Raw genomic sequence first — 23,413 nt, forward strand, 5'->3', positions numbered from 1 at the left:
CTGAGTCTAGGCCGCACCGCTCGCAGCCGGGTCGTCGCCCCGCAGCGCCGCGACAACCGCCTCAGCGGTACGCGGGCCGACGCCCGGCACCGTCGCGATCTCCTCGGCGGAGGCGAGGGCGAGCTTCTTCAGCGAACCGAACTGGCGCAGCAGGGCCTTGCGCCGTGCCTCGCCCAGCCCCGGGATGTCATCCAGTGTGGAGGCGATCATCCGCTTGGACCGGCGCTCCCGGTGAAACGTGATCGCGAACCGGTGCGCCTCGTCGCGGCAGCGTTGCAGCAGGTAGAGCCCCTCCGAGGTGCGGGGCAGGATCACCGGCATCGGCTCGTCCGGCTGCCACACCTCCTCGAGCCGCTTGGCGAGCCCGCAGACCGAGACATCGACGATGCCGAGCTCCGCCATGACGGCGGCAGCGGCGTTGACCTGCGGCTGTCCACCGTCGACGATGACCAGCTGCGGCGGGTAGGCGAACTTCTTCGGCTTCTCCCCGAGAGTCGCATCCGGCTCGAAGTCGCGGGCCTCGAGATAGGCGCGGAACCGGCGGCGGATCACCTCGGAGATCGCCGAGACGTCGTCGGTGGCGCCCTTGATGATGAAGCGGCGGTACTCCGACTTGCGGGCGAGGCCGTCCTCGAAGACGACCATGCTGGCGACGACGTCGGTGCCCTGGATCTGCGAGATGTCGAAGCACTCGATCCGCAGCGGTGCCGACGGCAGGAAGAGCGCGTCCGCGATCTCCTCCAGCGCCTTGCTGCGGGCGGTCAGGTCGCTCGCCCGGCGCAGCTTGTGCTGGGTGAGGGCCTGCGACGCGTTGCGGGCGACCGACTCCATCAGGGTCTTCTTATCGCCGCGCTGCGGCACCCGCAGCGAGACCCGGGAGCCGCGCCGCTCGGCGAGCCAGTCGGCAAGCGCGTCGGCATCGTCGGGGAGCACCGGCACGAGCACCTCGCGCGGCAGGTCGGGGCTGGTCGCGGCACCGGTGTCGGCCTCGGTCTCCGCGCCGTAGATCTGGGAGCAGAACTGATGCACCAGGTCGGCGGTGGTGACGTGCTCGGTCTTCTCCACCACCCAGCCGCGCTGGCCCCGGATCCGGCCGCCCCGGACGTGGAAGACCTGCACGGCGGCCTCCAGGTCGTCCTCGGCGAAGGCGACCACGTCGGCATCGGTGCCGTCGCCGAGCACCACGGCCTGCTTCTCCAGTGCCTTGCGAGCGGCGGCGAGGTCGTCGCGCAGCCGGGCGGCCCGCTCGAACTCCAGCTCGTCGGAGGCGGCGAGCATCTCCTTCTCCAGGCGGCGCAGCAGCTTGTCGGTGCCGCCGGCCATGAACTCGCAGAACTCGTCGACGATCGCCCGGTGCTCCTGCGCGCTGACCCGGCCCACGCAGGGCGCGGAGCACTTGCCGATATAACCCAGCAGGCAGGGGCGGCCGATCTGGCCGGCCCGCTTGAAGACGCCGGTGCTGCAGGTGCGTGACGGGAAGACCCGCAGCAGCAGGTCGAGGGTGTCGCGGATGGCCCACGCGTGCGAATAGGGCCCGAAGTAGCGCACGCCCTTGCGCTTGGCCCCCCGCATCACCTGGAGGCGGGGGTATTCCTCGTCGAGGGTGACCGCGAGATAGGGGTAGGACTTGTCGTCGCGGTAGCGCACGTTGAAGCGCGGATCGAACTCCTTGATCCACGCATACTCCAGCTGGAGGGCCTCGACCTCGGTGTGCACCGTGACCCAGTCCACACTGGACGCCGTGGTGACCATCTGCTGGGTGCGGGCGTGCAGCGTCCAGGTGTCGGCGAAGTAGGAGTTGAGGCGCTGCCGCAGGCTCTTGGCCTTGCCGACATAGATCACCCGCCCGGTCGGGTCCCGGAAGCGATAGACACCGGGAGACTCCGGGATGGTGCCGGAGGCGGGACGGTAAACGGACGGGTCGGCCACGCTGCCACATTAACCGCACCCCCCGACACGCTGCCGCACTCCCCGCGCGGGGTGCGCGCGCACGATCGCGCTGTTTCCCGGAAGGAAGGCCTACCCGAGGTGCGGGAGGAGCCTGCTTCCGGGAAACAGCGCGATCGTGAGATCACGCCACCGAGATGCTGTCGCCGTCGATCTTCAGGGCGACCACAGGGAGCGGCTGAGTCGCCGGGGGGCTCTTGACCGAGCCGTCGACGATCGAGAAGGCGCTGTTGTGACAGGTGCACATGATCGAGTCGCCGGTGATCTTCGCGACCGGGCAGGACTGGTGCGTGCAGACGGAGCTGAAACCCTTGAAGGTGCCCTCCGTCGGCTGGGTGATGACGACACCCTCGTCAGCGAAGATCTTGCCACCGCCGACCGGGATGTCGGCCTTCTTGGCGAGCGGGCCCGTCGCCTGGCCCGCGGGCGGGTTGCTGCTGGTCGGCGTCGGCGTCGCGTCATCGCCGCAGGCGGCGAGCAGGGCGGCCGCGCCGACCGCCCCCACGCTGCCGAAGATCACTCGACGGCTGGCGGTAGGGGCAGGGGTGACGTGCTCGGTCACTGGCTTCTCCTCCGGTACGGTTTAGTTGAACATTCCAGGACACGCTAGCCAGTGAATGTCACAGCCCGCTGTGAGTTTGCCCTACTTCTTCTTGGCGAGCAGCGGCTTGAGGAATTGGCCGGTGTAGCTCGCCTTGACCTTGACGATCTGCTCCGGGGTGCCCTCGGCGACGACCATGCCGCCCCGGTGGCCGCCCTCGGGGCCCATGTCGATGACCCAGTCGGAGCTCTTGATGACATCCAGGTTGTGCTCGATGACGAGCACCGTGTTGCCCTTGTCGACCAGGCCCTGGAGCAGCAGGAGCAGCTTGCGGATGTCCTCGAAGTGCAGGCCGGTCGTCGGCTCGTCCAGGACGTAGATCGTCCGCCCGGTGGAGCGCTTCTGCAGCTCGGCGGCGAGCTTGACGCGCTGCGCCTCGCCGCCGGAGAGGGTCGGCGCGGGCTGGCCGAGCCGCACATAGCCGAGACCCACATCGACCAGGGTCTTGAGGTGCCGGTGGATCGCCGGGATCGCCTCGAAGAACGTGGCGCCCTCCTCGATCGGCATCTCCAGCACCTCGGCGATCGTCTTGCCCTTGTAGTGCACCTCCAGCGTCTCGCGGTTGTAGCGGGCACCCTTGCACACCTCGCACGGGACGTAGACGTCGGGCAGGAAGTTCATCTCGATCTTGATCGTGCCGTCGCCGCCGCAGTTCTCGCAGCGTCCGCCCTTGACGTTGAAGGAGAACCGGCCGGGACCGTAGCCTCGGACCTTGGCCTCCGTCGTCTCCGCGAAGAGCTTGCGGACGTTGTCGAAGACACCGGTGTAGGTCGCCGGGTTGGAGCGCGGGGTCCGCCCGATCGGGGACTGATCCACGCCGACCACCTTGTCGACGTGCTCCAGGCCCGCGACCCGGGTGTGCCGGCCGGGCACCATCCGGGCGCCGTTGATCTGGTTGGCGAGCACCGCGTGCAGGATGTCGTTGACCAGCGTCGACTTGCCCGAGCCGGAGACGCCGGTGACCGAGATGAGCTGGCCGAGCGGGAAGTCGACGGTCACGTTCTTCAGGTTGTGCTCGCGGGCGCCGACGACCGTGATCTTGCGCTCCTTGACCTGCGGTCGCCGCTGCGCCGGGATCGGGATCGACTGCCGACCGGAGAGGAACGCCCCGGTCACCGACTCCTTGTTCTTCAGCAGGTCTGCGTAACTGCCGCTGTGCACGATCTTGCCGCCGTGCTCGCCCGCGCCGGGACCGATGTCGACGATCCAGTCGGCGGTGCGGATCGTGTCCTCGTCGTGCTCGACCACGATCAGCGTGTTGCCGAGGCCGCGCAGGCGGACCAGGGTCTCGATCAGGCGGTGGTTGTCGCGCTGGTGCAGGCCGATCGACGGCTCGTCGAGGACGTAGAGCACGCCGACGAGACCGGAGCCGATCTGGGTGGCGAGCCGGATGCGCTGCGCCTCGCCACCGGAGAGGCTCCCCGACGGCCGGTCCAGCGACAGGTAGTCGAGGCCCACGTCGAGCAGGAACCGCAGCCGGGCGTTGATCTCCTTGAGCACCCGCTCGGCGATCATCTTCTGCCGGGTGTTGAGCTCCATCTCGCCCAGCATGTCGGCGGCCTCGCCGATCGAGAGGGCGCAGACCTCGGCGATGTTCTTCCCGCCGAGGGTGACCGCGAGGACCTCGGGCTTGAGCCGGGTGCCACCGCAGGTGGTGCAGGGCACCTCCCGCATGTAGCCCTCATACTTCTCGCGGCTCCACTCGCTCTCGGTGTCGGAGTGGCGCCGCTCCAGCCACGGCACGACGCCCTCGTAGCCCGCGTAGTAGGAGCGCTCGCGACCGTACTTGTTGCGGTAGACGACGTGGACCTGCTTGTCGACGCCGTGCATGACCATCTTGTGCACCTTGGCCGGCAGCGCCCGCCACGGGGTGTCGAGGTCGAAGCCGTTCTCCCCCGCCAGCGCCTCCAGAACCTGCTGGAAATACTCGAAGGTGTGGCCGCTGGCCCACGGGGCGATCGCGCCGGTGCGGATCGTCTTCTCCGGGTCGGGCACGAGCAGCTCCGGGTCGACCTCCTTCTTCGTCCCGAGACCGGTGCACTCGGGGCAGGCGCCGTAGGGCGCGTTGAAGGAGAAGACCCGGGGTTCGAGATCCTCGATCGCGAGCGGGTGGTCGTTGGGGCAGGCGAGCCGCTCGGAGAACTTGCGCTCGCGATGCTCGTCGTCCTCGGGCAGGTCGACGAAGTCGAGCACGACGATCCCGGCGGCGAGACCCAGCGCGGTCTCGACCGAGTCGGTGAGGCGCTGCTTCGCCGACTCCTTCACCGCGAGCCGGTCGACGACCACCTCGATCGTGTGCTTCTCCTGCTTCTTCAGCTTGGGGATGTCGGTCAGCGCGTAGACCACGCCGTCGACCCGGGCCCGTGCGTAGCCCTTGGACTGCAGCTCGGCGAAGAGGTCGACGTATTCACCCTTGCGGCCGCGGATGACCGGGGCCAGGATCTGGAACCGGACCCCCTCCTCCATCTCCAGCACCCGGTCGACGATCTGCTGCGGCGTCTGCCGCGTGATCGCCTCGCCGCAGGTGGGGCAGTGCGGCTCACCGGCGCGGGCGAAGAGCAGCCGCAGGTAGTCGTAGACCTCGGTGATCGTGCCCACCGTCGAGCGCGGGTTGCGCGAGGTCGACTTCTGGTCGATCGAGACCGCCGGGGAGAGGCCCTCGATGAAGTCGACGTCGGGCTTGTCCATCTGCCCGAGGAACTGCCGGGCATAGCTGGAGAGCGACTCGACGTAGCGCCGCTGCCCCTCCGCGAAGATCGTGTCGAAGGCAAGGCTGGACTTGCCCGAGCCGGAGAGGCCGGTGAAGACGATGAGGGCGTCGCGCGGCAGCTCCAGGCTGACATCCCGCAGGTTGTGCTCGCGGGCACCCCTGATGATCAAACGGTCAGCCACGTTGAAACTCTCCTAGATCGGACATGCGGATGCAGCGCTGAGAACAGCGTTCCGACACTAACCGGGGGCTACGACAAAAGCGTTCTCGTGAGCAACGAGGTGACCTTGCCATCGACGTCGCCCGGTGACGTCCAACCGTATCCGAGCCGTGTTACGGGCGACTCGTGCCCCTGCTGTGCTGGGTGAGGCGCTTCCAGCGCTCCTTCTCCTCGGCCCGCGTCCGCACGTCCTTGCGCCGGGCCTCGAAGGCGAGTTCCTTCTGCAGCCGCTGCCAGCTCTCCCAGCGGCGCGGTGCCAGGTCACCGTCGGCGAGCGCCGCCCGCACGGCGCAGCCCGGCTCCCCCTCGTGAGCACAATCACTGAACCGGCACAGGTCGATGAGGTCGACGACGTCCTCGAAGGCCTTGTCGAGGCCGTCGGAGCCGTCGAGCAGACCGACGCCACGCACGCCGGGAGTGTCCAGGACGGCACCGCCGCCCGGGATCGGAATCAACGCCCGATAGGTGGTCGTGTGTCGGCCTTTGCCGTCGACCCGGCGTACCCCCTGGGTGGTCATGACCGTGGCGCCCGCCAGGGCGTTGACCAGCGTCGACTTGCCCGCGCCGGAGCGACCGAGCAGGCCCAGCGTGCGGCCGTGCGCGATGAGCGGCCGGAGCTTGTCGAGGCCGACCCCCTGGTCGGCACTGACGATGACCACCTCGACGCCGGGTGCGATCGCGCGCACCGACTCGGCGACCGCCTCGGGGTCGGTGGAGACGTCCGACTTGGTGAGAACCACGATCGGCACCGCGCCGGACTCCCAGCCCAGGGCGAGGAAGCGCTCGATGCGACCGAGGTCCGGACCCGAGTCCATCGGCTCGACCACGGCGGCGACGTCGATGTTGGCGGCGAGCACCTGGCCGGAGGAGTCCTTGTCCGAGGTGCGCCGGACGATCACCGTGCGCCGGGGCAGCACGACCTCCAGCGTGGTGCGGTCATCGGGCCACCGGCGCACGATCACCCAGTCACCCGCGCACGGCAGGCGCACGGGATCGGCCGAGGCCGCCCGCAGCACGCTGCCCGCGAGGCTCGCGCGATCGACGCCGGTCTCGGTCAGCACGGTGCACACGCCACGATCAGCGCGCAGCACTCGCCCAGGCCGGTGGTCGGGGTCCGCGAGCAGCAGGGGGTACGCCGAGGCGAGCGCCTCGTCCCAGCCGAGCGACGACAAAAGCGTGGTCATGCACCGTTTCCTTAGTAGTGGTTACCGAGCAGTGTGGGCCAGGTCGGCAACTTCCGCCATGAGATTTCCTCGCACTGGTGTGCGGATAACCGCTTGACACCTGGTGTTACTCCGCCGATGGCACGATCGGCGCGGCCGGATCGAAGCACGCCCGTCACTTCTTGGTGGCCGGCAGGGCGCACGCCGCCGCCGTGTGCGCCCGCTGCAGACCTGGCGACGAGCAACACGGCCAGGCGCCGATTGACGGACGCTCTAAGCTCTCCAGCGTGACTCTGCACGCGACCGCGGTCCTGCCCGATCTCGAGATCACCACGCTGGAGGTCGGCGACTTCGGCAACGACGCCTACCTGCTGCGCTGTCGCCACACCGGTGAGCAGCTCCTCATCGACGCGGCGGCCGACGCGAAGGCCCTCACCTCGCTGATCGGCGACGGCGGGCTCGCCTCGGTCGTCACGACCCACGGGCACGCCGACCACTGGAAGGCCCTGGCGGAGATCGTGGCCTCGACCGGCGCGACGGCCTACGCGCACCCGGCCGACGCCGGCTCGCTGCCCGTGCCGACGCAGCCGCTCGTCGACGGGGACACCGTGACGGTCGGCTCCAGCTCGCTGGAGGTGATCCACCTGGTCGGGCACACGCCGGGGTCGATCGCGCTGCTCTACCGGGACCCCGAGGGCCCGCCGCAGATCTTCACCGGCGACAGCCTCTTCCCCGGCGGGGTCGGCAACACGCGGGGCAACGCGGCGAACTTCACCAGCCTGCTCAACGACGTGATCGGCAAGATCTTCGACCGGCTGCCGGACTCGACGATCGTCCACCCCGGACACGGGCTCCCGACGACGCTGGGAGCGGAGCGCCCGTCCCTGCCCGAGTGGCGCGAGCGCGGCTGGTGACCGCCGGTCTTGCATGTAGACCTTGAATCGTTTGTGCTGCCCTGGCAGCAGTAATCATTCAAGATCTGCCACGGGAACGACCACGATCTGGTGGTCGTCCTCGTAGATGACGCGGCCCGGGTCGTCGGAGCGGAGCACCACGCACGCCACTCCGTGTGCGGTCAGGATCTCCAGATAGCCGTCGACCCGCTCGACCAGGTGCTGGGCCGAGACCTTGAACCAGGCAGCCGCACCCGGGTGCAGTTCCCGGTCGTAGACGGTGGCGTCCACGGTCGCCGGATCGGGGTAGGCCGCGTCGTACCAGTCGTTGTTGAGCCGCCGGAACCGCTCCTGCTCCTCGATCAGCCGACCCTGCTTCGCAAGGCCGTTGACCAGGCCGAAGACGCCGACGTTGCGACCCCGATCGTCGACCTCGGGGCTCTGGAACCGGATGTAGCGCACAGCCGACCGTAACAGCGGTGCCGGGTCGGTCACCCCGACCCGGCACCGGGCTCACGCTAGTTCGCGGGCCGAACGAGCCGGACGAGGCTTGCGGCGATCCAGCCCCAGGCGATGACGACGCCGAGGAACAGCGTCAGCGCACCCGCCGTGCCGCCGCTGAACGCCCAGCCCAGCCCCAGCGCGAAGAGCACGCCGCAGACCCGGCCGCCGACGGCCCAGGCCCGCTCGCCACGGACCGTGAACCGCCGGGCCAGCACGAAGCAGAGCGCGATCATCGAGAAGAAGGAGAGGCTGCCACCGAGGTTGTGCAGCATCGCCTCGCTGCTCATCGTCGTCGGGACACCGGCCGGTGTGCCGATCGGGAAGCCGTCGGCCGCGTCCATCCGGAAGACACCGGCGATGAGCATCCCGAGGCCGATGACGGCGAGCAGGATCGGTCCCCAGGTCCCGGCCTTACCGCCGCGCAGCACCCGACGGGCGCCGACCGCACCGGCCACGGTGAGCGCCCCGGTGGTCAGGAAGCTCATGGTCTGGATCCAGCCGAGGTCACCGTTGGCGAGCATGCTGACCGGGTGCCGGGTCAGGTCGTAGGCCTCGCGGGTGAAGGTCTGCGCCAGCGCCACCACCGTGAAGATCGGCGCGGCGGCCGCGCCTGCGAGCAGCAGCGGACGAGTCGAGACCGTGGTGCGGCCGGTGGCGTGAGCAAGGGTGGTCATGGTGGTTCCCTTCGCGGATTCGCGGGTGGCCGTGCGGCCTGTCATCAAGGCAGCGAACGGCCGAGCCGCGAATCGACAAGATCGCCGGACGAAATTTCATGGACGGCAGCCCTAGAGTCGGCACCATGACCGAGTCGGCCGAGCAGCTTGCCGCCATCCAGGACGCCTACGCGGTGTGGCGTCGCCGGCACCGGCGGCGTTCCAGCGGGGAACCGGTGTCGGCGACGCAGATCGCCGAGGCGGAGGCCGTCCTCGGCCTCACGCTCCCGACCGGCTACGTCGCGTTCCTGACCACCTTCGGCGTCGGCGGTCCGAACGATCTGATCACGCCCCGCGCGGCCGTGGCCGACAGCCAAGGGGATGCGGGCGGCTGGGCGCACGTCCGGCGGCCCTTCACGATCGTCAACGGCAAGTGCCCGATGCCCGACCCCGAGGACGCGAGCGTCGTCGATGGCGCGATCCCCGTCAATATCGGCGGCTGCGACTTCCACACCGTGCTCGCGGTGACCGGCGACCTCGCCGGGACGGTGTGGACCAACGACTACAACAACGTCGACGAGGACAGCTACTTCGTCTGGGCACCGGCCCGGCTGGTCACGGGCGAGCGGCAGTCCGAGCCGGTGGAGTTCCTGACCTGGATGCGGCACCGGACCGAGCGGGCCGCCGAGTACGCCGCCCGTCGCCCGTGGTGGCGCCGCCGGTTCGACTGAGGGTGTGCCGCACCGGCGAGCGGAACGGCACACCCCGACTCGGTTACGCGAAGACGCCCAGTGCCTGGAGCTCCGAGAGCTGCCCGGCCGGCTGGCCGGTGTTGCCGGTGATGGTGATCCGCACATACCGAGCCGTCGTGCCGCCCGGCAGCGGGATCACGACGTAGTTCCCCGCCCCCGTCCCGAAGAGGTAGGAAGCCGACCCGACGATCGTCGAGTAGCCGCCGCCGGTGCTGCCGAGCACCGACAGCGTCTGGTTGCGGCTCACCCACGCCGGGGGCACCCGGAGCACGATCGAGGAGAGCTTCGCGTTCGCGCCGAGGTCCACGGTGATCGACTGCGGGAAGGCGTTGTTGCTGCTCTCCCAGTAGGTGTTGAGGTCGGTGTCGACCGCCTTGGCGGGCGTGTGCCCGGCGACGCTGGTGCCGGTCGCGGGCTTGCCGAGCGCCAGGTTGGTCGTGCCGGGCGCGACACCGAGGCCGGTGAGCGCGAACGTGACCGTCGGATTGGTGGCGTTGCTGCTCACGACGACCGACCCGGCCTTGGACCCGGCCGAGCCCGGGGTGAAGACGACGCTGATGAAGCAGTTGTAGCCGCCCGGGAGGGTCGTCCCGCAGTTGGAGGTGCCGACGGAGTACCCGGCCCCGGTGGCGCTGATCGACGAGATCGTCGCGGGGTTGCTGCCGGTGTTGCCGAGGTAGACCTGCCGGATCACGCTGGAGCCGACGACGGTGTCCGGGAAGAGGGTGCTGGCAGGGGAACCGACGAGCGTGGGCGGGGTCGGGTTGACCCCGGTGCCGGAGAGGTTGACGACGAGGGTCGGGTTGTTGGCGTTGCTGTTGACCGTGATCGCGCCGGTCTTGGGACCGACCGAGGTCGGCTGGAACGCGATCGTCACCTGGCAGGTGGCACCGGCGGCGAGGGTGCTGCCGCAGTTGACCGACCGGGTGAACTGGCCGGTGACGGTGATCGAGCTGATGGTGGCGGTCGCGGTGCCCTCGTTGGTGATGTTGACCGAGATCTGCGGCCCGGTGGTGTTGACGAGCTGGTTGCCGAGCGACACCGCGAAGGGCGACGCGGTGAGTTCGGCCGCGACGAGCCCGCCGGCCGAGGCGGGAGCGGTGAGGAACGCCGATCCGGTCGCCGCGAGGAGTGCGGCGAGGATGAAGCGGGTGGTGACCGCGTAGGGACGGTTACGCCGATCTGGGGACACGAAGGTCTCCTCATCTCAGTGGTGTGGCTGCCGGAGGGACGGCCGGGCAGCCTGGACGAACCCCAATCTGCTCAACATATCGAGGCATGTCAATCTAAAGTCCGGATGGTGACGGGGCATGGCAGCGCGAAGGGCGCGCCACCGAGATGACGCGCCCTTCGCTACCCGATGACCGTTAGACGAAGACCCCCATGACCTGGAAGTCCGACAGCTGCGCGGCGGGCCAGCCGGTGTTGGCCGTGAAGGTCAACCGGACGTAGCGCGCCACGGTGCCCGGCGGCAGCGGGATGACGATCGTGTTCGCCGACCCGGTGCCGAAGGCGTAGCCGGTGGCACCCACCACCGAGGTGTAGCTACTGTTGTTGGTGCTGCCCAGCACCTGCACCGTCTGGCTGCGGCTGCCCCACGCGGGCGGCAGCTTCAGCACGAGCGACGAGAGCGAGGCGTTGGCGCCCAGGTCGACGGTGATCGACTGGGGGAACGCGTTGTTCGGGCTCTCCCAGTAGGTGTTGGCGTCGGAGTCGACCGTGTTGCCCGGGACGTAGGTCTGGACGTACCCGGCGGTGGTGGGCTTGTTGAGCGCCAGGTTGGTGGCGCCGACGGCGACGCCGAGCCCGGTCAGCGACGCGCTGAGCACGGGGTTGGTGGCGTTGCTGTTGACGGTCACCGTGCCGCTCTTCGACCCGGCCGAGGTCGGCGCGAAGACGACGTTGACGAAGCAGTTGCCGCCCCCGGCGAGCGAGGTGCCGCAGCTGTGCGAGCTGACCGAGAATCCGGTGCCCGACGCGGTGATCGACGAGATCGCCGCCGCCACGCTGCCGCCGTTGGAGACGTAGATCTGCCGGGTCACGTTCGCACCGACGTTGGTGTCCGGGAAGGTGATGCTCGGCGGCGAGAACGACAGCGTCGCCGGGGTCGGGTTGATGCCCGTTCCGGTGAGGTTGACGACGAGCGCCGGGTTGGTCGCGTTGCTGTTGACCGTGAACGAGCCGGTCTTGGCCCCGGTCGAGGTCGGCGTGAAGGTGACGCTGACCTGGCAGGTGGCGCCCGCCGCGATCGTCGAACCGCAGTTGTGGGACTGGGCGAAGTTGCCCGCCACGACCACGCCGGAGACCGCCGCCGGCCCGTTGCCGGTGTTGGTGATGTTGACCGAGACCTGCGGGCTGGTGGTGTTGACCAGCTGGTTGCCGAAGGCGAGGCTCACCGGCGACGCGCTGAGCGTCGCGGTGGTCGGCCCGCCCCCGCCGAAGATCTGCAGCTCACCGATCTGGCCCGCGGGCCAGCCGGTGTTGCCGGTGATCTGCACCCGCAGGTAGCGGACGCTGGTCGCGGTGAAGGTGGCGGTCGCGGTGTTGCCGGTCGCCGGGTCGAAGACATACCCCGCCGACGCCTTCAGCGTCGTGAAGTTGCTGCCGTCGGTGCTTCCCAGGACCGAGAGCGTCTGGGTACGCGTGGCCCAGCTCGACGGCGGCGGCAGCTTGAGCGTCACCGAGCTGACCGACTTCGCCGAGCCCAGGTCCGCCTGGAGCCACTGCGGGAAGGCGTTGTTGTTCGACTCCCAGTAGCTGCTCGTGTTGTTGTCGTTGGCGGCGCTCGCCGGGAACCCGCCGTTGGCGGTGCTCGCCGACATCGCGGCGCCGATCGCCAGGTTGGTGGTGCTGGAGACCCCCGAACCGGTCAGGGCCACCGCGATGGGCTGCGGGGTGGTGGAGTTGGTGATGGAGAGGGTGCCGTTCTGCGTACCCACCGCGGTTGGCGCGAAGCGCACGCTGACCTGGCAGGAAGCGTTGAGCGCGAGGCTCACCGGGCAGTTGTTGGTCTGGGCGTAGGCACCGCTCACCGCGACCGACGAGATCGACGCCGCGCCCGGACCGGGGTTGGAGATCGTCACCGTCTGCGCCGCCGTGGTCGTGCCGACGTTCACCGAGCCGAAGGCGAGGCTCGTCGGGTTGACGCTGAGCTGCGACGAGTCCGCGACGCCCCGGCCGATGAAGTCGACCCAGTTGACATTGAAGATCGAGCCCTGGCCGGTGTCGCCGACCGGGTTCTTCGCGACGAGGAAGAGCGGCCCGGACGCCGTGGTCGCCCCGGAGAGGGTGGCCGTGGCGTCCACGAAGGTCTGCCAGCCGCCGGTGGTGCCGAAGGTGGCGGTGCCGACGAGCGGGCCGGTGACCGAGCCGGTGCGCACCTCGATGCGGCCGCCCGCGCCCGGCGACGCCACGCGGAAGCGCAGCGCGTCGATGTTGAGCAGGCTGGTCGGGGTGTAGGACCAGAAGTCGCCGTCCTCGATGAAGCCGAGGTTCTGGAAACCGCCGGCCGTGTCGGTCGTGTTCTCCCGGACCACGCCCGGGTCGCCGCCGCCGATGCCGGTCGGCGAGCGTCCGGTGGTGCTGAAGAACTCGGCCTGCTTGTGCTTGGGCTGCAGCACCTTCGTCGAGCGGCCCGTCTGGGCACCGCCGCCGCCGGGACCGCCGAGGTCGGTGTAGGTCGCCTCGATCACGCCGAAGGTGTTCGCGTCGTCACCGTGGCCGGATCCGGCCGAGGTCGCGATCACGCCGGAGCAGCCGGTCGCCGTCTGGAACGGGTGGGCGTGCTCGTCGTGGCCGAGGTAGTACTGCACCGTCACCCGCGAGCAGTTGATCGTGCCGTCCTCGGGGTCGGTCACGGTGACGGCGTAGCGCACCGAGTCACCCCAGGCGAAGAAGCCGCCGTCCACGGGCGTCGTCAGCGTCACGGTCGGCGCGGTGTTGCCCACCGTGATCGGTACGTTCGCCACCCCCGTCTTGCCACCGGGGTCCTTCACGGTGAGCTGGGCGTTGAAGGTGCCCGCCGTGGTGTAGACGTGCGACGGGTTCGCCGCGGTGGAGGTCCCGCCGTCGCCGAAGGTCCAGGCGTAGGTGATCGCCAGCCCGTCCGGGTCCCGCGACCCGGCACTGGAGAAGTTCACGGTCAGCGGGGTCGGTCCCGAGGTGGGCGTACCGGCGGCGACCGCGATCGGTGCCCGGTCCCCGGCGATGTAGTCGATGCGGTAGATGCCGGAATCGGCGTTGTTGCCGCCGAAGCCGGTGCCCCACTCGATGAGGTAGAGCGCGCCGTCGGGGCCGAACTCCATGTCCATCGGCCGCAGGAACGCCATCGAGGCGAACGCCTGGTTGATGTCGATCAGCGTCTTGCCGTCGGTGCCGAGCTGGAACGTGTAGAGCTTGTTCTGGTTCCACTCACCGAAGATCGACTTGCCGTCGTAGTAGGCGGGCCACTTGCGGTCCGACACCAGCGAGGCGCTGTAGCGGTAGGTCGGGCCGGCCATCGGCGCGCCACCGCCGCCGATCTCCGGGAAGAGCGGGTTGCCGCCGTAGTCGTAGTCGACCGTGGCGGGCACGGCGGGCGGCAGGTTTTGCAGCCCGGTGTTGTTGGGCGAGTTGTTGACGATCGCGGCGCAGTTGAACGGCGCCCCGCTCGGCCCGGACGGCCACGTGTAGTCGTTGAACGCGTAGTTGTTGCCGTGGCAGTAGGGCCAGCCGAAGTTGCCGGCCGCGCTGATCGCGTTCCACTCGACGGTGCCCTCGGGACCCCGGTTGGGGTTGGCCTGGCCCGCGTCGGGGCCGTAGTCGGCGACGTAGAGGACGTTGGTGAGCTTGTCGATGCCGATCCGGAACGGGTTGCGGAACCCCATGGCGTAGATCTCGGGCCGGGTCAGCGCGGTGCCGGGCGCGAACAGGTTGCCCGACGGAACGGTGTAGGTGCCGTCGGCCTGCGGCTTGATCCGGATCACCTTGCCGCGCAGGTCGTTGGTGTTGCCCGCCGAGCGCTGCGAGTCGAAGTCGGCGCGGCCGGGCCGCTCGTCGAGCGGCGCGAACCCGTCCGACTCGAACGGGTTGGTGTTGTCACCGGTGGCGAGGTAGAGGTTGCCCGCGTTGTCGAAGGTCATCGACCCGCCCTGGTGGCAGCAGGTGTTGCGCTGCGTGGTGACCTGGAGCAGCACCTTCTCGCTCGCCAGGTCCAGGGTGTCGCCGGTGACGGTGAAGCGCGACACCTGGTTGCGGGTCGCGCCGGTGGACGGCGAGTAGTAGAGGTAGATCCACTTGTTGGTCGCGAAGGCCGGGTCGAGGCGCATGCCGAGCAGGCCGTCCTCGTTGCCGGTGAAGACGCTGAGCGTGGCGGCGGTGACCGTGGTGCCGGTCGTCGGCTTGATGATCTGCACCCGGCCGTCGCGCTCGATGTAGAAGACCCGGCCGTCGGGCGCGATGTCGAGCTCCATCGGGTTGCTGGTGTTGCTGTCGAGCGTCACCTTCTGGAAGCTCGCGTCCCGGGTGGCCGTGCAGTCGGCCGAGATCGCGTTGGCGCTGGTCTGGATGCCGCCCAGCAGGTGCTTGAGGAAGGTGGCGTCGCTGTAGGCGGCGATGTCGTGCCCGCCGGCCGTGTACCAGGCCCGGCCGCCGTCGTAGTTCTGGCACCAGGCGAAGGGATGATCGGCACCCATCGCCGACGTGCCCGGCGTGTAGGTCTTCTCGTCGACGCTCGCCAGCACGTGGACGCGGGGGCGCGGGTTGCTCTGGAACGAATACCACTCCTCCGACTTCGACCACTTCAGGGGCAGTGTCGCGGTCGACGGGTGCGCCGGGTCCTCGACCTTGACGGTCGCGGTCTGCGGCGCGGGGTGGCTGGAGAAGTAGGCGCCGACGAGGCTGCCGTACCAGGGCCAGCTGTATTCCGTGTCGGCGGCGGCGTGCACACCGGCATAGCCGCCACCGGCGCGGATGTAGCGCTCGAACGCGGCCTGCTGGGTGGCGTCGAGCACGTCGCCGGTGGTGGAGAGCCACACCACCGTCGCGAACCGGGCGAGGTTGGCGTCGGTGAAGGCGGCGGCGTCCTCGGTCGCCTCGACGGTGAAGTTGTTGGCGGTGCCGAGGGTGCGGATGGCGGCGATGCCGGCCGCGATCGAGTCGTGGCGGAAGCCGGCGGTCTTGGAGAAGACGAGCACGTTGTAGGGCGCGGCCTGGGCCGCGGACGGGAACGCGGTGAGACCTGCTGCCGCCAGGGCAGTGGCGAGCAGCAGGCGCAGTGTGATCGCTAGGGGACGGGGACGGCGATCTCGGGACACGAAGGTCTCCTTCGTCTGCGGTGGACACAGGAAGACCCGGCTCGGGTGAGCGGCCCCGGCGGGAGTGAGCGGGAACGGAGGGGTGTTTCGAAGTAGTGACAAATTTGCGCTTAAGAAGCGGAGAATGTCAATACTTAGCTCAACTTCTTGCGTTGGCTTTCACGTTCCTTGCGCGCGCTCCCATTCCAGGCCAGAGGGGACCTGAGACCGTTTCAGGCGAAAAGCAACCACCGAACGGTCAAATCGCCGCACAATATCCTCAAGGTCACGAAACGGGGTGGGTCATGGGACGACAGCGGGCTGGTTGGGCGATGGTGGCGGTCACGGTGATGGCCCTCGTCGCCGCGGGGTGCTCCAGCGAACCGGAGCAGCCACCGCTGGTCCTGCCCGCGATAGCCCCGCCCACCCTCGACATCACGCCCGCCGCCAAGGCCAAGCAGGTGCCGGTCAGCGCGGAGATCGCCGTACGCACCACCGACGGCCGGGTCACCGCGCTCGACGTGACCGACGACAAGGGCGTGGCGGTCCGGGGTGCGATGCGCGCCGACGGCTCCTCCTGGGTCCCGGCGAAACCGCTCGGCTACCAGCGCACCTACACGGTGGCGGCGACGGCGACCGGGGCCTACGGGCAGGCGACGACGCAGCGGACGAGCTTCACCACGATGGCGAAGCCGACCAGGACCGTCGACACGACGCTCTACTTCTTCGACCAGGCGACCTACGGCGTGGCGATGCCGGTGACGCTCGACTTCAGCCAGGCGATCCCCAAGTCGGCGCGGGCAGCCGTCCAGCGGCGGCTCTTCGTCACCACCGAACCGCCCCAGCCCGGTGCGTGGCACTGGCTCGACAGCGGCACCGAGGTGTTCTACCGCGCGCCGGACTACTGGCGCCCCGGCACGAAGATCACGGTCCGGATGGCGCTGGAGGGCGTACCCATGGGAGCGGGTATCTTCGGCGACGCGGACCGCACGGCGACCGCGAAGATCGGGAACTCGGTCTTCCTCGACATCGACAACCGCACCAAGCAGATGACGGTGACCATCGACGGCAAGGTCGCCAAGCGGATCCCGGTCAGCATGGGCAAGCCCAACACGCCGACCTCCAGCGGCAAGATGGTGATCATGGAGAAGCACGACCGGGTCACCTTCGACACCCGCAATGACCCGCAGGGCGGCTATGTCGTGACCGTCTCCGACGCGCAGCGCCTGACCTGGGGCGGTGAGTTCATCCACGCCGCACCGTGGTCCGAGGGCGACCAGGGCTACAGCAACGTCTCGCACGGCTGCACCAACGTGTCGAGCTGGGCGGCGTCCTACCTGATGGGGATCACCCACGTCGGCGACCTCGTCACGATCAAGGGCACCGAGGTCACGCTCGACCAGGGCAACGGCTGGACGGCCTGGAACATGACCTGGGACGAGTTCGTCCGGGGCAGCGCGCTCGACGTGCCGGCCGACCTCAAGCCGGCACCGGCGAAGGCGGCGGCACCGAAGCCGAGCGCGGTGCCCGTGCCGGTGCCGTCACCGACGAACTGACGCGGCGCGCGATGATATGCCCATGAGAGACGTCGGCATCCGCGATGACATGATCCGCCTCGGCCAGTTCCTGAAGCTCGCGGGCGTCGCCGAGACCGGCGGCGAGGGCAAGACCTTCATCGTCTCCGGCGACGTGCTCGTCAACGGCGAGGTCGAGACCCGCCGGGGCCGCCAGCTGCACAAGGGCGACGTCGTCGAGTTCGAGGACGAGCGGCTGCGCGTCGCCTGAGAATTCCCGGGAACCGATCCGCCCCCTCGCGCGCCAGGCAGGTTGTGCAGGTTGATGTGGTGCGACAGCGTGCCCCCGGTGATGTCTACACCCGGGAGTACCCCGGGCTGGTGCGGCTCGCCTATGTGACGACGGGCAGCCTCGCCGCTGCCGAGGACGTGGTGCAGGATGTCTTCGCCGACTGGTTCCGACTCGACGGCACCCGCCGCGACGAGGTCCGCGAACCCGCCGCCTACCTGCGCCGGGCCGTCCTGTCCCGCTGCACGTCCTGGGTCCGGCGCCGCATCGTGGAGCGCAAGCACGCCGCGGTTCCGGCCCTCGCGCCGCCGTCACCCGACGTGCCGGTTCAAGCAGACATCGCGGCGGTACGCGCTGCGCTGCGCCACCTCGCCCCGCGCCAGCGTGCGGCGGTCTTCCTCCGGTACTACCTGGACCTGCCGGAGGCGCAGATCGCCGCCGAGCTCGCCTGCCGCCCCGGCACGGTGAAGTCCCTGCTGCACCGGTCCCTCGCGACGATGAAGGAGGTGCTCGGTGACTAGCCTCGACGACCGGCTCCGTGCCGCGATCCACGCCATCGCCGACGAACCCGACGTGATCGTGCCGCCCCGGCCGACCGTCCGTGTCACACGCGGCTCCCGGCTGCGCCGATCCGTGATCCCCGCCCTGGCGGCGATCGCCGTACTGGTCGCGGTGCTGGTCACCGCGCTGCTCCCGACCAGCGGCGGCGGTCCGCACCGGGTCGCCGTGCCCCGTGACGGAGCCCTCCTGCCGAACGAGATCGCCGGGCTGTCCCTGTTCACCGCGAGCATCTCCGACGCACCGCTGGGCCAGCCCGCGATCGCCGTCCTGAACCAGGGTGACCTGGGTACGCGGTGGGGCACGCGGCAGGTCGTGGTGATCGGGGTGGACGGGCGGACCTATCGACGCCTCGACCTCGCCGAACAGCGCGGTGCGGACGGCGGCGACGGGGAGTGGGCGGACGCTCAGGCTGTGCTCTCCCCGGACGGGAGGCTGGTCGCGATCGGCGACCCACGGGGCGGCTCCACCGATATCGTGGTGCTGAACCTCATCACCGGGGAACGCCGCGACTACCCGCTCGCAGTCCCCTCGGTCTACCTGCTCCTCGACTGGTCACCCGACGGCCGCAGCCTCGCACTGGCCGTCACGCCGTTCGGCACCCGCGGCGAATACGCGTCGCAGGTATCCGACTCCGCCGAACTCACCACCCTCGACCTGGCTACGGGAGCCTTCAGCACGGTCGTCCACGCGCTGACGAGCTACCCGCAGAATCCCTGCTTCACCGACGACGGCCGGTCGATCGCGACGTCCGAATACGCCGACCGGCACTCGCTGGTGAAGATCCATCCCCGCGATGGCGGGGCGGTGCGAACCCTGCCGCAGCTCGACGGGAGCTGGTCTCTCGCCGGCTGCGACCCGGACGGTTCGCTGCTCCTGTCCAATTTTGCCGAAAACGGCAAGAGCTTGCGCCTCATCTCCGCCGTCAACGGCACCACGCTCCGGGAGATCCAGTTCCCCTACGGCGTTCCCGAGGTCCTCGCCTGGCGCTCACCCACCACGCCGATCATCTTCGTGAGCTCCTATGACACCGGCGACGGCACCGGGCTCATCCTCGACGCACCCTTCGACGGGGAGATCACGACGCTCAGCACGGCCGAGAGCGGCTTCTGGAGCACGCTCTACGGCGTCGATCTCGCCGACGACCTCAGCACCACCATCGCGGCCACCACCGCGGGTCCGGATCGGGGACCATGGCCCGGCTGGACCCGGATCACAGCCGGAGCCATCCTCGTCCTGATCGGTGGGGTGGTGTTCCTGCTGCTTCGGCGAAGGCGGCGGCGTCTGCTCAGGCGGTGAACGCCGCGAGCACCTGCTCGCGGCGCGGCGTCCACCACTGCAGCCGGGCCGAGTTGACGAGGAACAGGTGGTCGCAGGACGTGTCGGCGTGGTGGTAACGGGTGTTCAGCGGCCAGTCGCCGGCGAGCCAGTGCCACCAGAGCCGGTGCAGGGCGTCGGCGACCTGCTCGCCGGTGAGTGGTCGCATCGAGCGGTAACCGGCGACGAAAGCGGTGATCCGGGGCAGGTCCAGCGCGGGGCCGTCGCCGAAGATCAGCACCGCCGCACGGGCCAGCTCGTCCGCGACCGGGCGCAGGCCCAGGCGGTCCCAGTCGAGCACCGCGGAGATCTCCGAACCGTCCCACAGGACGTTGAAGTGGTGGAAGTCGCCGTGGGTCCAGCCGAGCTCCGGTTCCGCGCCGTCCGGGCAGAGGTGCCCCGACTCGTCGAGGATCCGCAGCCGCCAGCGCAGGTGGGCCAGCGCCACGACGTCGAAATCGTCGGGGCGGTGCAGCGAGGCGATCAGGTCGGCGTACCCCGCCAGCAGCGTGCGGGCCTCCTCGGCCGGCCGGACGGGGTGCGCGCTGCTGGGGCCGACCGGCGTGGAGAGCTCGGCGAGCGCGCCGTGCAGGTCGCCGAGGACCTCGCCGAGGCGGCGGCACTCGGCGAGGTCGAGCTGTGCCCCGCTGCGGTGCCGGCCGGGCGCCCACGGCTGCACGGTGAAGGTGGCGGTGCCGCGCGTCAGCACGGTCTGCCCGTCGCCGCCGTGCCGCGCCGACGCCACGGGCAGACCCCGTGCCGCCAGCGACCGGACCACCGCGTGCTGCTCGCGGGCCCGCCCCGCGTCGACGTCGAGGAGCTGCTTCACGGCGAACTCCCCCGCCTGGGTGACGACCCGCCAGTTGCGATTCATCAGGCCCTCGGGCACCGGGCTGAACTCGACGATCCCGCCGAGCTCGAACTCGGCGCACACCTCTTCGAGCATGCGACTCTCCACCGCTCACTCGTAGCAGCAGCGGGCCACCCCGTCGCGCAGGCGCGCCGTATCGTGTGCCGCGTGCTGCACCGACCACCCTTCTCCGACGAGCTGCGCGCCTCGCTGGGCGACCCCCGCCGCGCCAGCCGGATCTCCAGCAGCCCGCGCTCCCGGGTCTGGGAGGTCGAGGTGGGCGGGCACGCGGCCGTGGTCAAGCAGGTCGTCGGCGGCGCCGGCTCCTTCGACCGGTACGCCACCGAGCTGACCGCGCTCCGTCTCGCCGCCCGCGCCACCCCGGCCCTCGTCCCGGCCCTGCTCGGCAGCGACGACGCGACCCAGGTGCTGGTGCTGGAGCACGTCCCGGCCCCCTACCAGCTGCCCGAGTGGGTCCCCTACGCCGAAGGGCTGGCGCGGCTGCACGCCGTCACCGGGCCCGACGACGCCGGGGTGCTGCCGCCCGCCGCCCAGCCGACCGGCGAGGACATCGAGGCGTTCCTGCGGCTGTGCCGGGCGCTCGGGGTGGCGATCCCGGCCGGGGTCCCCGTTGAGCTCGCCGCACTCGTCGAGCGGCTCGGCGACGGCTACGCCCACGCGCTGCTGCACGGTGATCCGTGCATCGGCAACGTGCTGCCGGTCGGGGAGCGGGCGATCTTCATCGACTTCGAGGGCGCGTCACTGGGGAGCGGGCTCGCGGAGCTGGCGTACCTCCGGATGGGTTTCCCGACCTGCTGGCAGGTGCTTCCGGTGAGCGACGGACCGCTCGCCGAGGCGGAGGCGGCCTATCACCGCGTGTGGCGCGAGCTGACCGGGTCGGCGCTCCCCGGCGACCTCGCCGACCACTGCGCGGGCTGGCTGCTGCGCAACGACGCGCTCGTCGAGCGGGCCGAACGCGGGCAGCGCGACCAGTTCGCCCGCCTCGTGGCCAAGGACTGGACCTGGGGCCCGACGAGCGCCCGGCAGCGGCTCGTGCACCGGCTCGGCGCCGTGCACGCGATGACCCGCGACAGTCACCGGCTCGGCGGTGTCGGCGTGCTCGCCGATCGGCTCAGATCCACAATGGTCGGACGATGGCCGGGCGCCGATCGGCTGCCACCCGCGACCTGGCCGCTCTCCTAGCCGTCGGGGATCGCTGCTACCTTTCTGTGCTGCACCACCGAGATTGCGGCACCGAGGCAGTAGGAGTGACAGTGACGCGGATGCGCATGCGGGACCGGTTGCGGTCCTGGTTCGACAGCACGATGGACCGCGGGACACCCGCCCTGATCGGCTGGCTCGGCCTCGCCTCGCTCCTGCTGGTTCTCGTCGTCACCGCCCTGGTCACCCTCTTCGCCAGCGACAAGGACCGCGGCGACCACCCGCTGCCGCGGCTGTTCTGGGACAACATGATGCGGGCCATCGACCCGGGCACGATGGGTGCCGACGTGGGCGATCCGGTCTTCCTCGGCCTGATGCTCGCCGTCACCATCGGCGGCATCTTCCTGGTCAGCTCGCTGATCGGTGTCATCACCGCCGGTCTGGAGAACCGCATCCAGGAGCTGCGCAAGGGGCGCTCGCGTGTCATCGACACCGGCCACACCGTCATCCTCGGCTGGTCCGACCAGGTCTTCGTCGTCATCTCCGAGCTCGTCAAGGCCAACGCGAGCGGCAAGCGCTCCCGGGTCGTCGTCCTCGCCGACCAGGACAAGGTCGGGATGGAGGACCAGATCAAGGCCCGTGTCGGCGATCTGGGCCGGACCCGGGTGATCTGCCGCTCCGGCAGCCCGCTCAAGCGCGTCGACCTGGAGCTGACCAGCCTCGACACCGCCCGCTCGGTGATGGTCCTCTCCCCCGCCGGCGACGACGCCGACATCGATGTCATCAAGGTGCTGCTGCTGCTCAACAACCGCGTCTGGTCGGCGGCCCGGCCCAACATCGTCGCCGCCGTGCAGGACACCCTCAACCTCGCCGCCGCGCGGCTGGCGGCCGGCCCGGACGCACAGCTCATCGACGCCGACGACATCGCCGTACGCCTGGTGGCGCAGTCGCATCGCCAGTCCGGGCTCTCCACCGTCTGCACGGACCTGCTGGACTTCTCCGGCAACGAGATCTACATGCACCCCGAGCCCGCGCTCGTCGGCCGCCCCTTCGGCGACTCGCTCAGCTCCTATGAGCTGGGCTGCCCGATCGGCCTGCTGCACGCCGACGGCACCGTCGCGGTCAACCCGCCGATGTCGACCGTCATCGCCGAGGGCGACAAGATCATCGTCATCGCCGAGGACGACCTGCTGGTCCGGCTCGCCGAGGTCCCCGCCGCCGTCGACGAGTCCGCCATCTCCACTGAGGACGGTCATCGGCCGTCGCCCGATCGGACGCTGCTCGTCGGCTGGAACTCCCGCGCGCCGCGCATCCTCGACCTGCTCGACCGGCTCGTGGAGCCCGGCTCCACCGTCGACGTCGCCGCGCCGCAGGAGCCGATCGACGCCCTGGCCCAGCAGCGGACCAACCTGACACTCGGCTTCAAGCCCTGCGACCCGACCAGCCGGCGCGCGCTGGAGGAGCTCGACCTCGGCAGCTACCTGCACATCATCGTGCTCTCCGACGACACGATCGGCGGTGATCACGCCGACGACCGCACCCTCGTCACGCTGCTGCACCTGCGCGACATCGAGGTGAAGCTCGGCGATCCCTACTCGATCATCACCGAGATGAACGACGACGCCAACCGCGAGGTCGCCCAGATCACCAAGGCCGACGACTTCATCGTCAGCAACATGCTGATCAGCCTCCTGATGACCCAGCTCGCCGAGAACAAGCACCTGCACGGCGTCTTCGCCGACCTCTTCGACCCGTCCGGCTCGGAGATCCAGCTCAAGCCCGCCGCCGACTACCTGCGGCCCGGTGCCGAGGCGACCTTCGCGACGGTCGCCGAGGCCGCCCGGCGCAAGGACGAGACCCCGATCGGCTACCGGCTGCGGCGCAACCACAACGAGGCGCCGCACTACGGCGTGGTGCTCAATCCGCCCAAATCGGAGCCGCTGACGCTGACCGCGGACGACCACGTCATCGTGATCGCCGTGGCCTGACCTGTCACAGAGCGGGGACGC

17 protein-coding genes are annotated in these 23,413 nt (G+C 69.9%); 8 read left to right on the top strand and 9 right to left on the bottom strand.

Features of this window, described 5'->3' with window-relative positions:
- Positions 1-6 precede the first annotated feature (6 nt).
- The 4 genes from uvrC to rsgA all read right to left on the bottom strand — a co-directional run bounded on the left by uvrC (position 7) and on the right by rsgA (position 6,662).
- Positions 7-1,929, bottom strand: a complete 1,923-nt coding sequence (uvrC, locus tag F4553_RS12930; RefSeq protein WP_184835761.1) for an excinuclease ABC subunit UvrC — start codon at positions 1,927-1,929, stop codon at positions 7-9.
- A gap of 142 nt (positions 1,930-2,071) precedes the next feature.
- Positions 2,072-2,509, bottom strand: coding sequence for a Rieske (2Fe-2S) protein (locus F4553_RS12935; protein WP_184835763.1), 438 nt, complete (start codon positions 2,507-2,509; stop codon positions 2,072-2,074).
- Positions 2,510-2,590: 81 nt separating this feature from the next.
- On the bottom strand, positions 2,591-5,440 hold the full coding sequence (gene uvrA, locus F4553_RS12940; RefSeq protein WP_184835765.1) for an excinuclease ABC subunit UvrA: 2,850 nt from the start codon (positions 5,438-5,440) through the stop codon (positions 2,591-2,593).
- A gap of 151 nt (positions 5,441-5,591) precedes the next feature.
- Positions 5,592-6,662 (bottom strand): ribosome small subunit-dependent GTPase A, encoded by a 1,071-nt coding sequence (gene rsgA, locus F4553_RS12945; RefSeq protein ID WP_184835767.1) that lies wholly within the window; start codon positions 6,660-6,662, stop codon positions 5,592-5,594.
- A gap of 266 nt (positions 6,663-6,928) precedes the next feature.
- On the opposite strand from rsgA, the gene F4553_RS12950 reads away from it, so the two are divergent.
- The gene (locus F4553_RS12950) at positions 6,929-7,555 is read left to right on the top strand and encodes an MBL fold metallo-hydrolase (RefSeq protein WP_376776208.1); all 627 of its coding nucleotides are present in this window, start codon (positions 6,929-6,931) and stop codon (positions 7,553-7,555) included.
- 54 nt (positions 7,556-7,609) lie between these two features.
- Here the strand turns inward: F4553_RS12950 and F4553_RS12955 are convergent, their stop codons facing one another.
- Together F4553_RS12955 and F4553_RS12960 are read right to left on the bottom strand one after the other, a co-directional pair.
- Positions 7,610-7,996: a hypothetical protein gene (locus F4553_RS12955; RefSeq protein ID WP_246466305.1), complete on the bottom strand. Its 387-nt coding sequence runs from the start codon at positions 7,994-7,996 to the stop codon at positions 7,610-7,612.
- Between the two features lie 56 nt (positions 7,997-8,052).
- Entirely contained in the window at positions 8,053-8,712 is a 660-nt protein-coding gene (locus F4553_RS12960; RefSeq protein WP_184835771.1) for a DUF998 domain-containing protein, read from the bottom strand.
- A gap of 125 nt (positions 8,713-8,837) precedes the next feature.
- Here F4553_RS12960 and F4553_RS12965 point away from each other — a divergent pair, with 125 nt between their 5' ends.
- Positions 8,838-9,422 (top strand): SMI1/KNR4 family protein, encoded by a 585-nt coding sequence (locus F4553_RS12965; protein ID WP_184835773.1) that lies wholly within the window; start codon positions 8,838-8,840, stop codon positions 9,420-9,422.
- Between the two features lie 43 nt (positions 9,423-9,465).
- On the opposite strand, the gene F4553_RS42405 is transcribed toward F4553_RS12965, so the two are convergent.
- Positions 9,466-10,635, bottom strand: a complete 1,170-nt coding sequence (locus F4553_RS42405) for a choice-of-anchor D domain-containing protein (RefSeq protein ID WP_184835775.1) — start codon at positions 10,633-10,635, stop codon at positions 9,466-9,468.
- A gap of 175 nt (positions 10,636-10,810) precedes the next feature.
- Complete coding sequence (locus F4553_RS12975) at positions 10,811-15,736, bottom strand: ThuA domain-containing protein (RefSeq protein ID WP_184835777.1); 4,926 nt, start codon at positions 15,734-15,736, stop codon at positions 10,811-10,813.
- Between the two features lie 284 nt (positions 15,737-16,020).
- Between F4553_RS12975 and F4553_RS12980 the strand changes: the two genes are divergently transcribed.
- From F4553_RS12980 to F4553_RS12995, 4 genes are read left to right on the top strand one after another with little or no spacing between them, the layout of a single operon-like run.
- A complete protein-coding gene (locus F4553_RS12980; protein ID WP_184835779.1) occupies positions 16,021-17,271 on the top strand; it encodes a L,D-transpeptidase in 1,251 nt (416 codons plus the stop codon).
- Positions 17,272-17,293: 22 nt separating this feature from the next.
- Positions 17,294-17,500, top strand: coding sequence for an RNA-binding S4 domain-containing protein (locus tag F4553_RS12985; RefSeq protein ID WP_184835780.1), 207 nt, complete (start codon positions 17,294-17,296; stop codon positions 17,498-17,500).
- Between the two features lie 59 nt (positions 17,501-17,559).
- Positions 17,560-18,039 carry a sigma-70 family RNA polymerase sigma factor gene (locus F4553_RS12990; protein ID WP_312875189.1) on the top strand — a complete coding sequence of 160 codons (480 nt, stop codon included), beginning with the start codon at positions 17,560-17,562 and terminating at the stop codon, positions 18,037-18,039.
- Positions 18,032-19,375: a TolB family protein gene (locus F4553_RS12995; protein ID WP_184835784.1), complete on the top strand. Its 1,344-nt coding sequence runs from the start codon at positions 18,032-18,034 to the stop codon at positions 19,373-19,375. Before F4553_RS12990 ends, F4553_RS12995 begins: the two co-directional genes overlap by 8 nt.
- Here F4553_RS12995 and F4553_RS13000 read toward each other — a convergent pair.
- On the bottom strand, positions 19,365-20,339 hold the full coding sequence (locus F4553_RS13000; protein ID WP_184835786.1) for a phosphotransferase: 975 nt from the start codon (positions 20,337-20,339) through the stop codon (positions 19,365-19,367). The two genes, F4553_RS12995 and F4553_RS13000, sit on opposite strands and share 11 nt — an antisense overlap.
- 72 nt (positions 20,340-20,411) lie before the next feature.
- Between F4553_RS13000 and F4553_RS13005 the strand changes: the two genes are divergently transcribed.
- A complete protein-coding gene (locus F4553_RS13005; RefSeq protein ID WP_184835788.1) occupies positions 20,412-21,446 on the top strand; it encodes a phosphotransferase family protein in 1,035 nt (344 codons plus the stop codon).
- Between the two features lie 80 nt (positions 21,447-21,526).
- Positions 21,527-23,392: a CASTOR/POLLUX-related putative ion channel gene (locus tag F4553_RS13010; protein ID WP_184840681.1), complete on the top strand. Its 1,866-nt coding sequence runs from the start codon at positions 21,527-21,529 to the stop codon at positions 23,390-23,392.
- Positions 23,393-23,413 lie beyond the last annotated feature (21 nt).

The organism is Allocatelliglobosispora scoriae, from assembly GCF_014204945.1.
Classification (GTDB): Bacteria; Actinomycetota; Actinomycetes; order Mycobacteriales; family Micromonosporaceae; genus Allocatelliglobosispora; species Allocatelliglobosispora scoriae.

Excerpts from the sequence above, each read along its gene's own strand:
- F4553_RS12960 (WP_184835771.1), bottom strand. The coding sequence starts at position 8,712 with ATGACCACCCTTGCTCACGCCACCGGCCGCACCACGGTCTCGACTCGT.
- F4553_RS12985 (WP_184835780.1), top strand. The coding sequence starts at position 17,294 with ATGAGAGACGTCGGCATCCGCGATGACATGATCCGCCTCGGCCAGTTC.
- rsgA (WP_184835767.1), bottom strand. The coding sequence starts at position 6,662 with ATGACCACGCTTTTGTCGTCGCTCGGCTGGGACGAGGCGCTCGCCTCG.
- F4553_RS12965 (WP_184835773.1), top strand. The coding sequence starts at position 8,838 with ATGACCGAGTCGGCCGAGCAGCTTGCCGCCATCCAGGACGCCTACGCG.
- F4553_RS13010 (WP_184840681.1), top strand. The coding sequence starts at position 21,527 with ATGCGCATGCGGGACCGGTTGCGGTCCTGGTTCGACAGCACGATGGAC.
- F4553_RS13000 (WP_184835786.1), bottom strand. The coding sequence starts at position 20,339 with ATGCTCGAAGAGGTGTGCGCCGAGTTCGAGCTCGGCGGGATCGTCGAG.
- F4553_RS12980 (WP_184835779.1), top strand. The coding sequence starts at position 16,021 with ATGGGACGACAGCGGGCTGGTTGGGCGATGGTGGCGGTCACGGTGATG.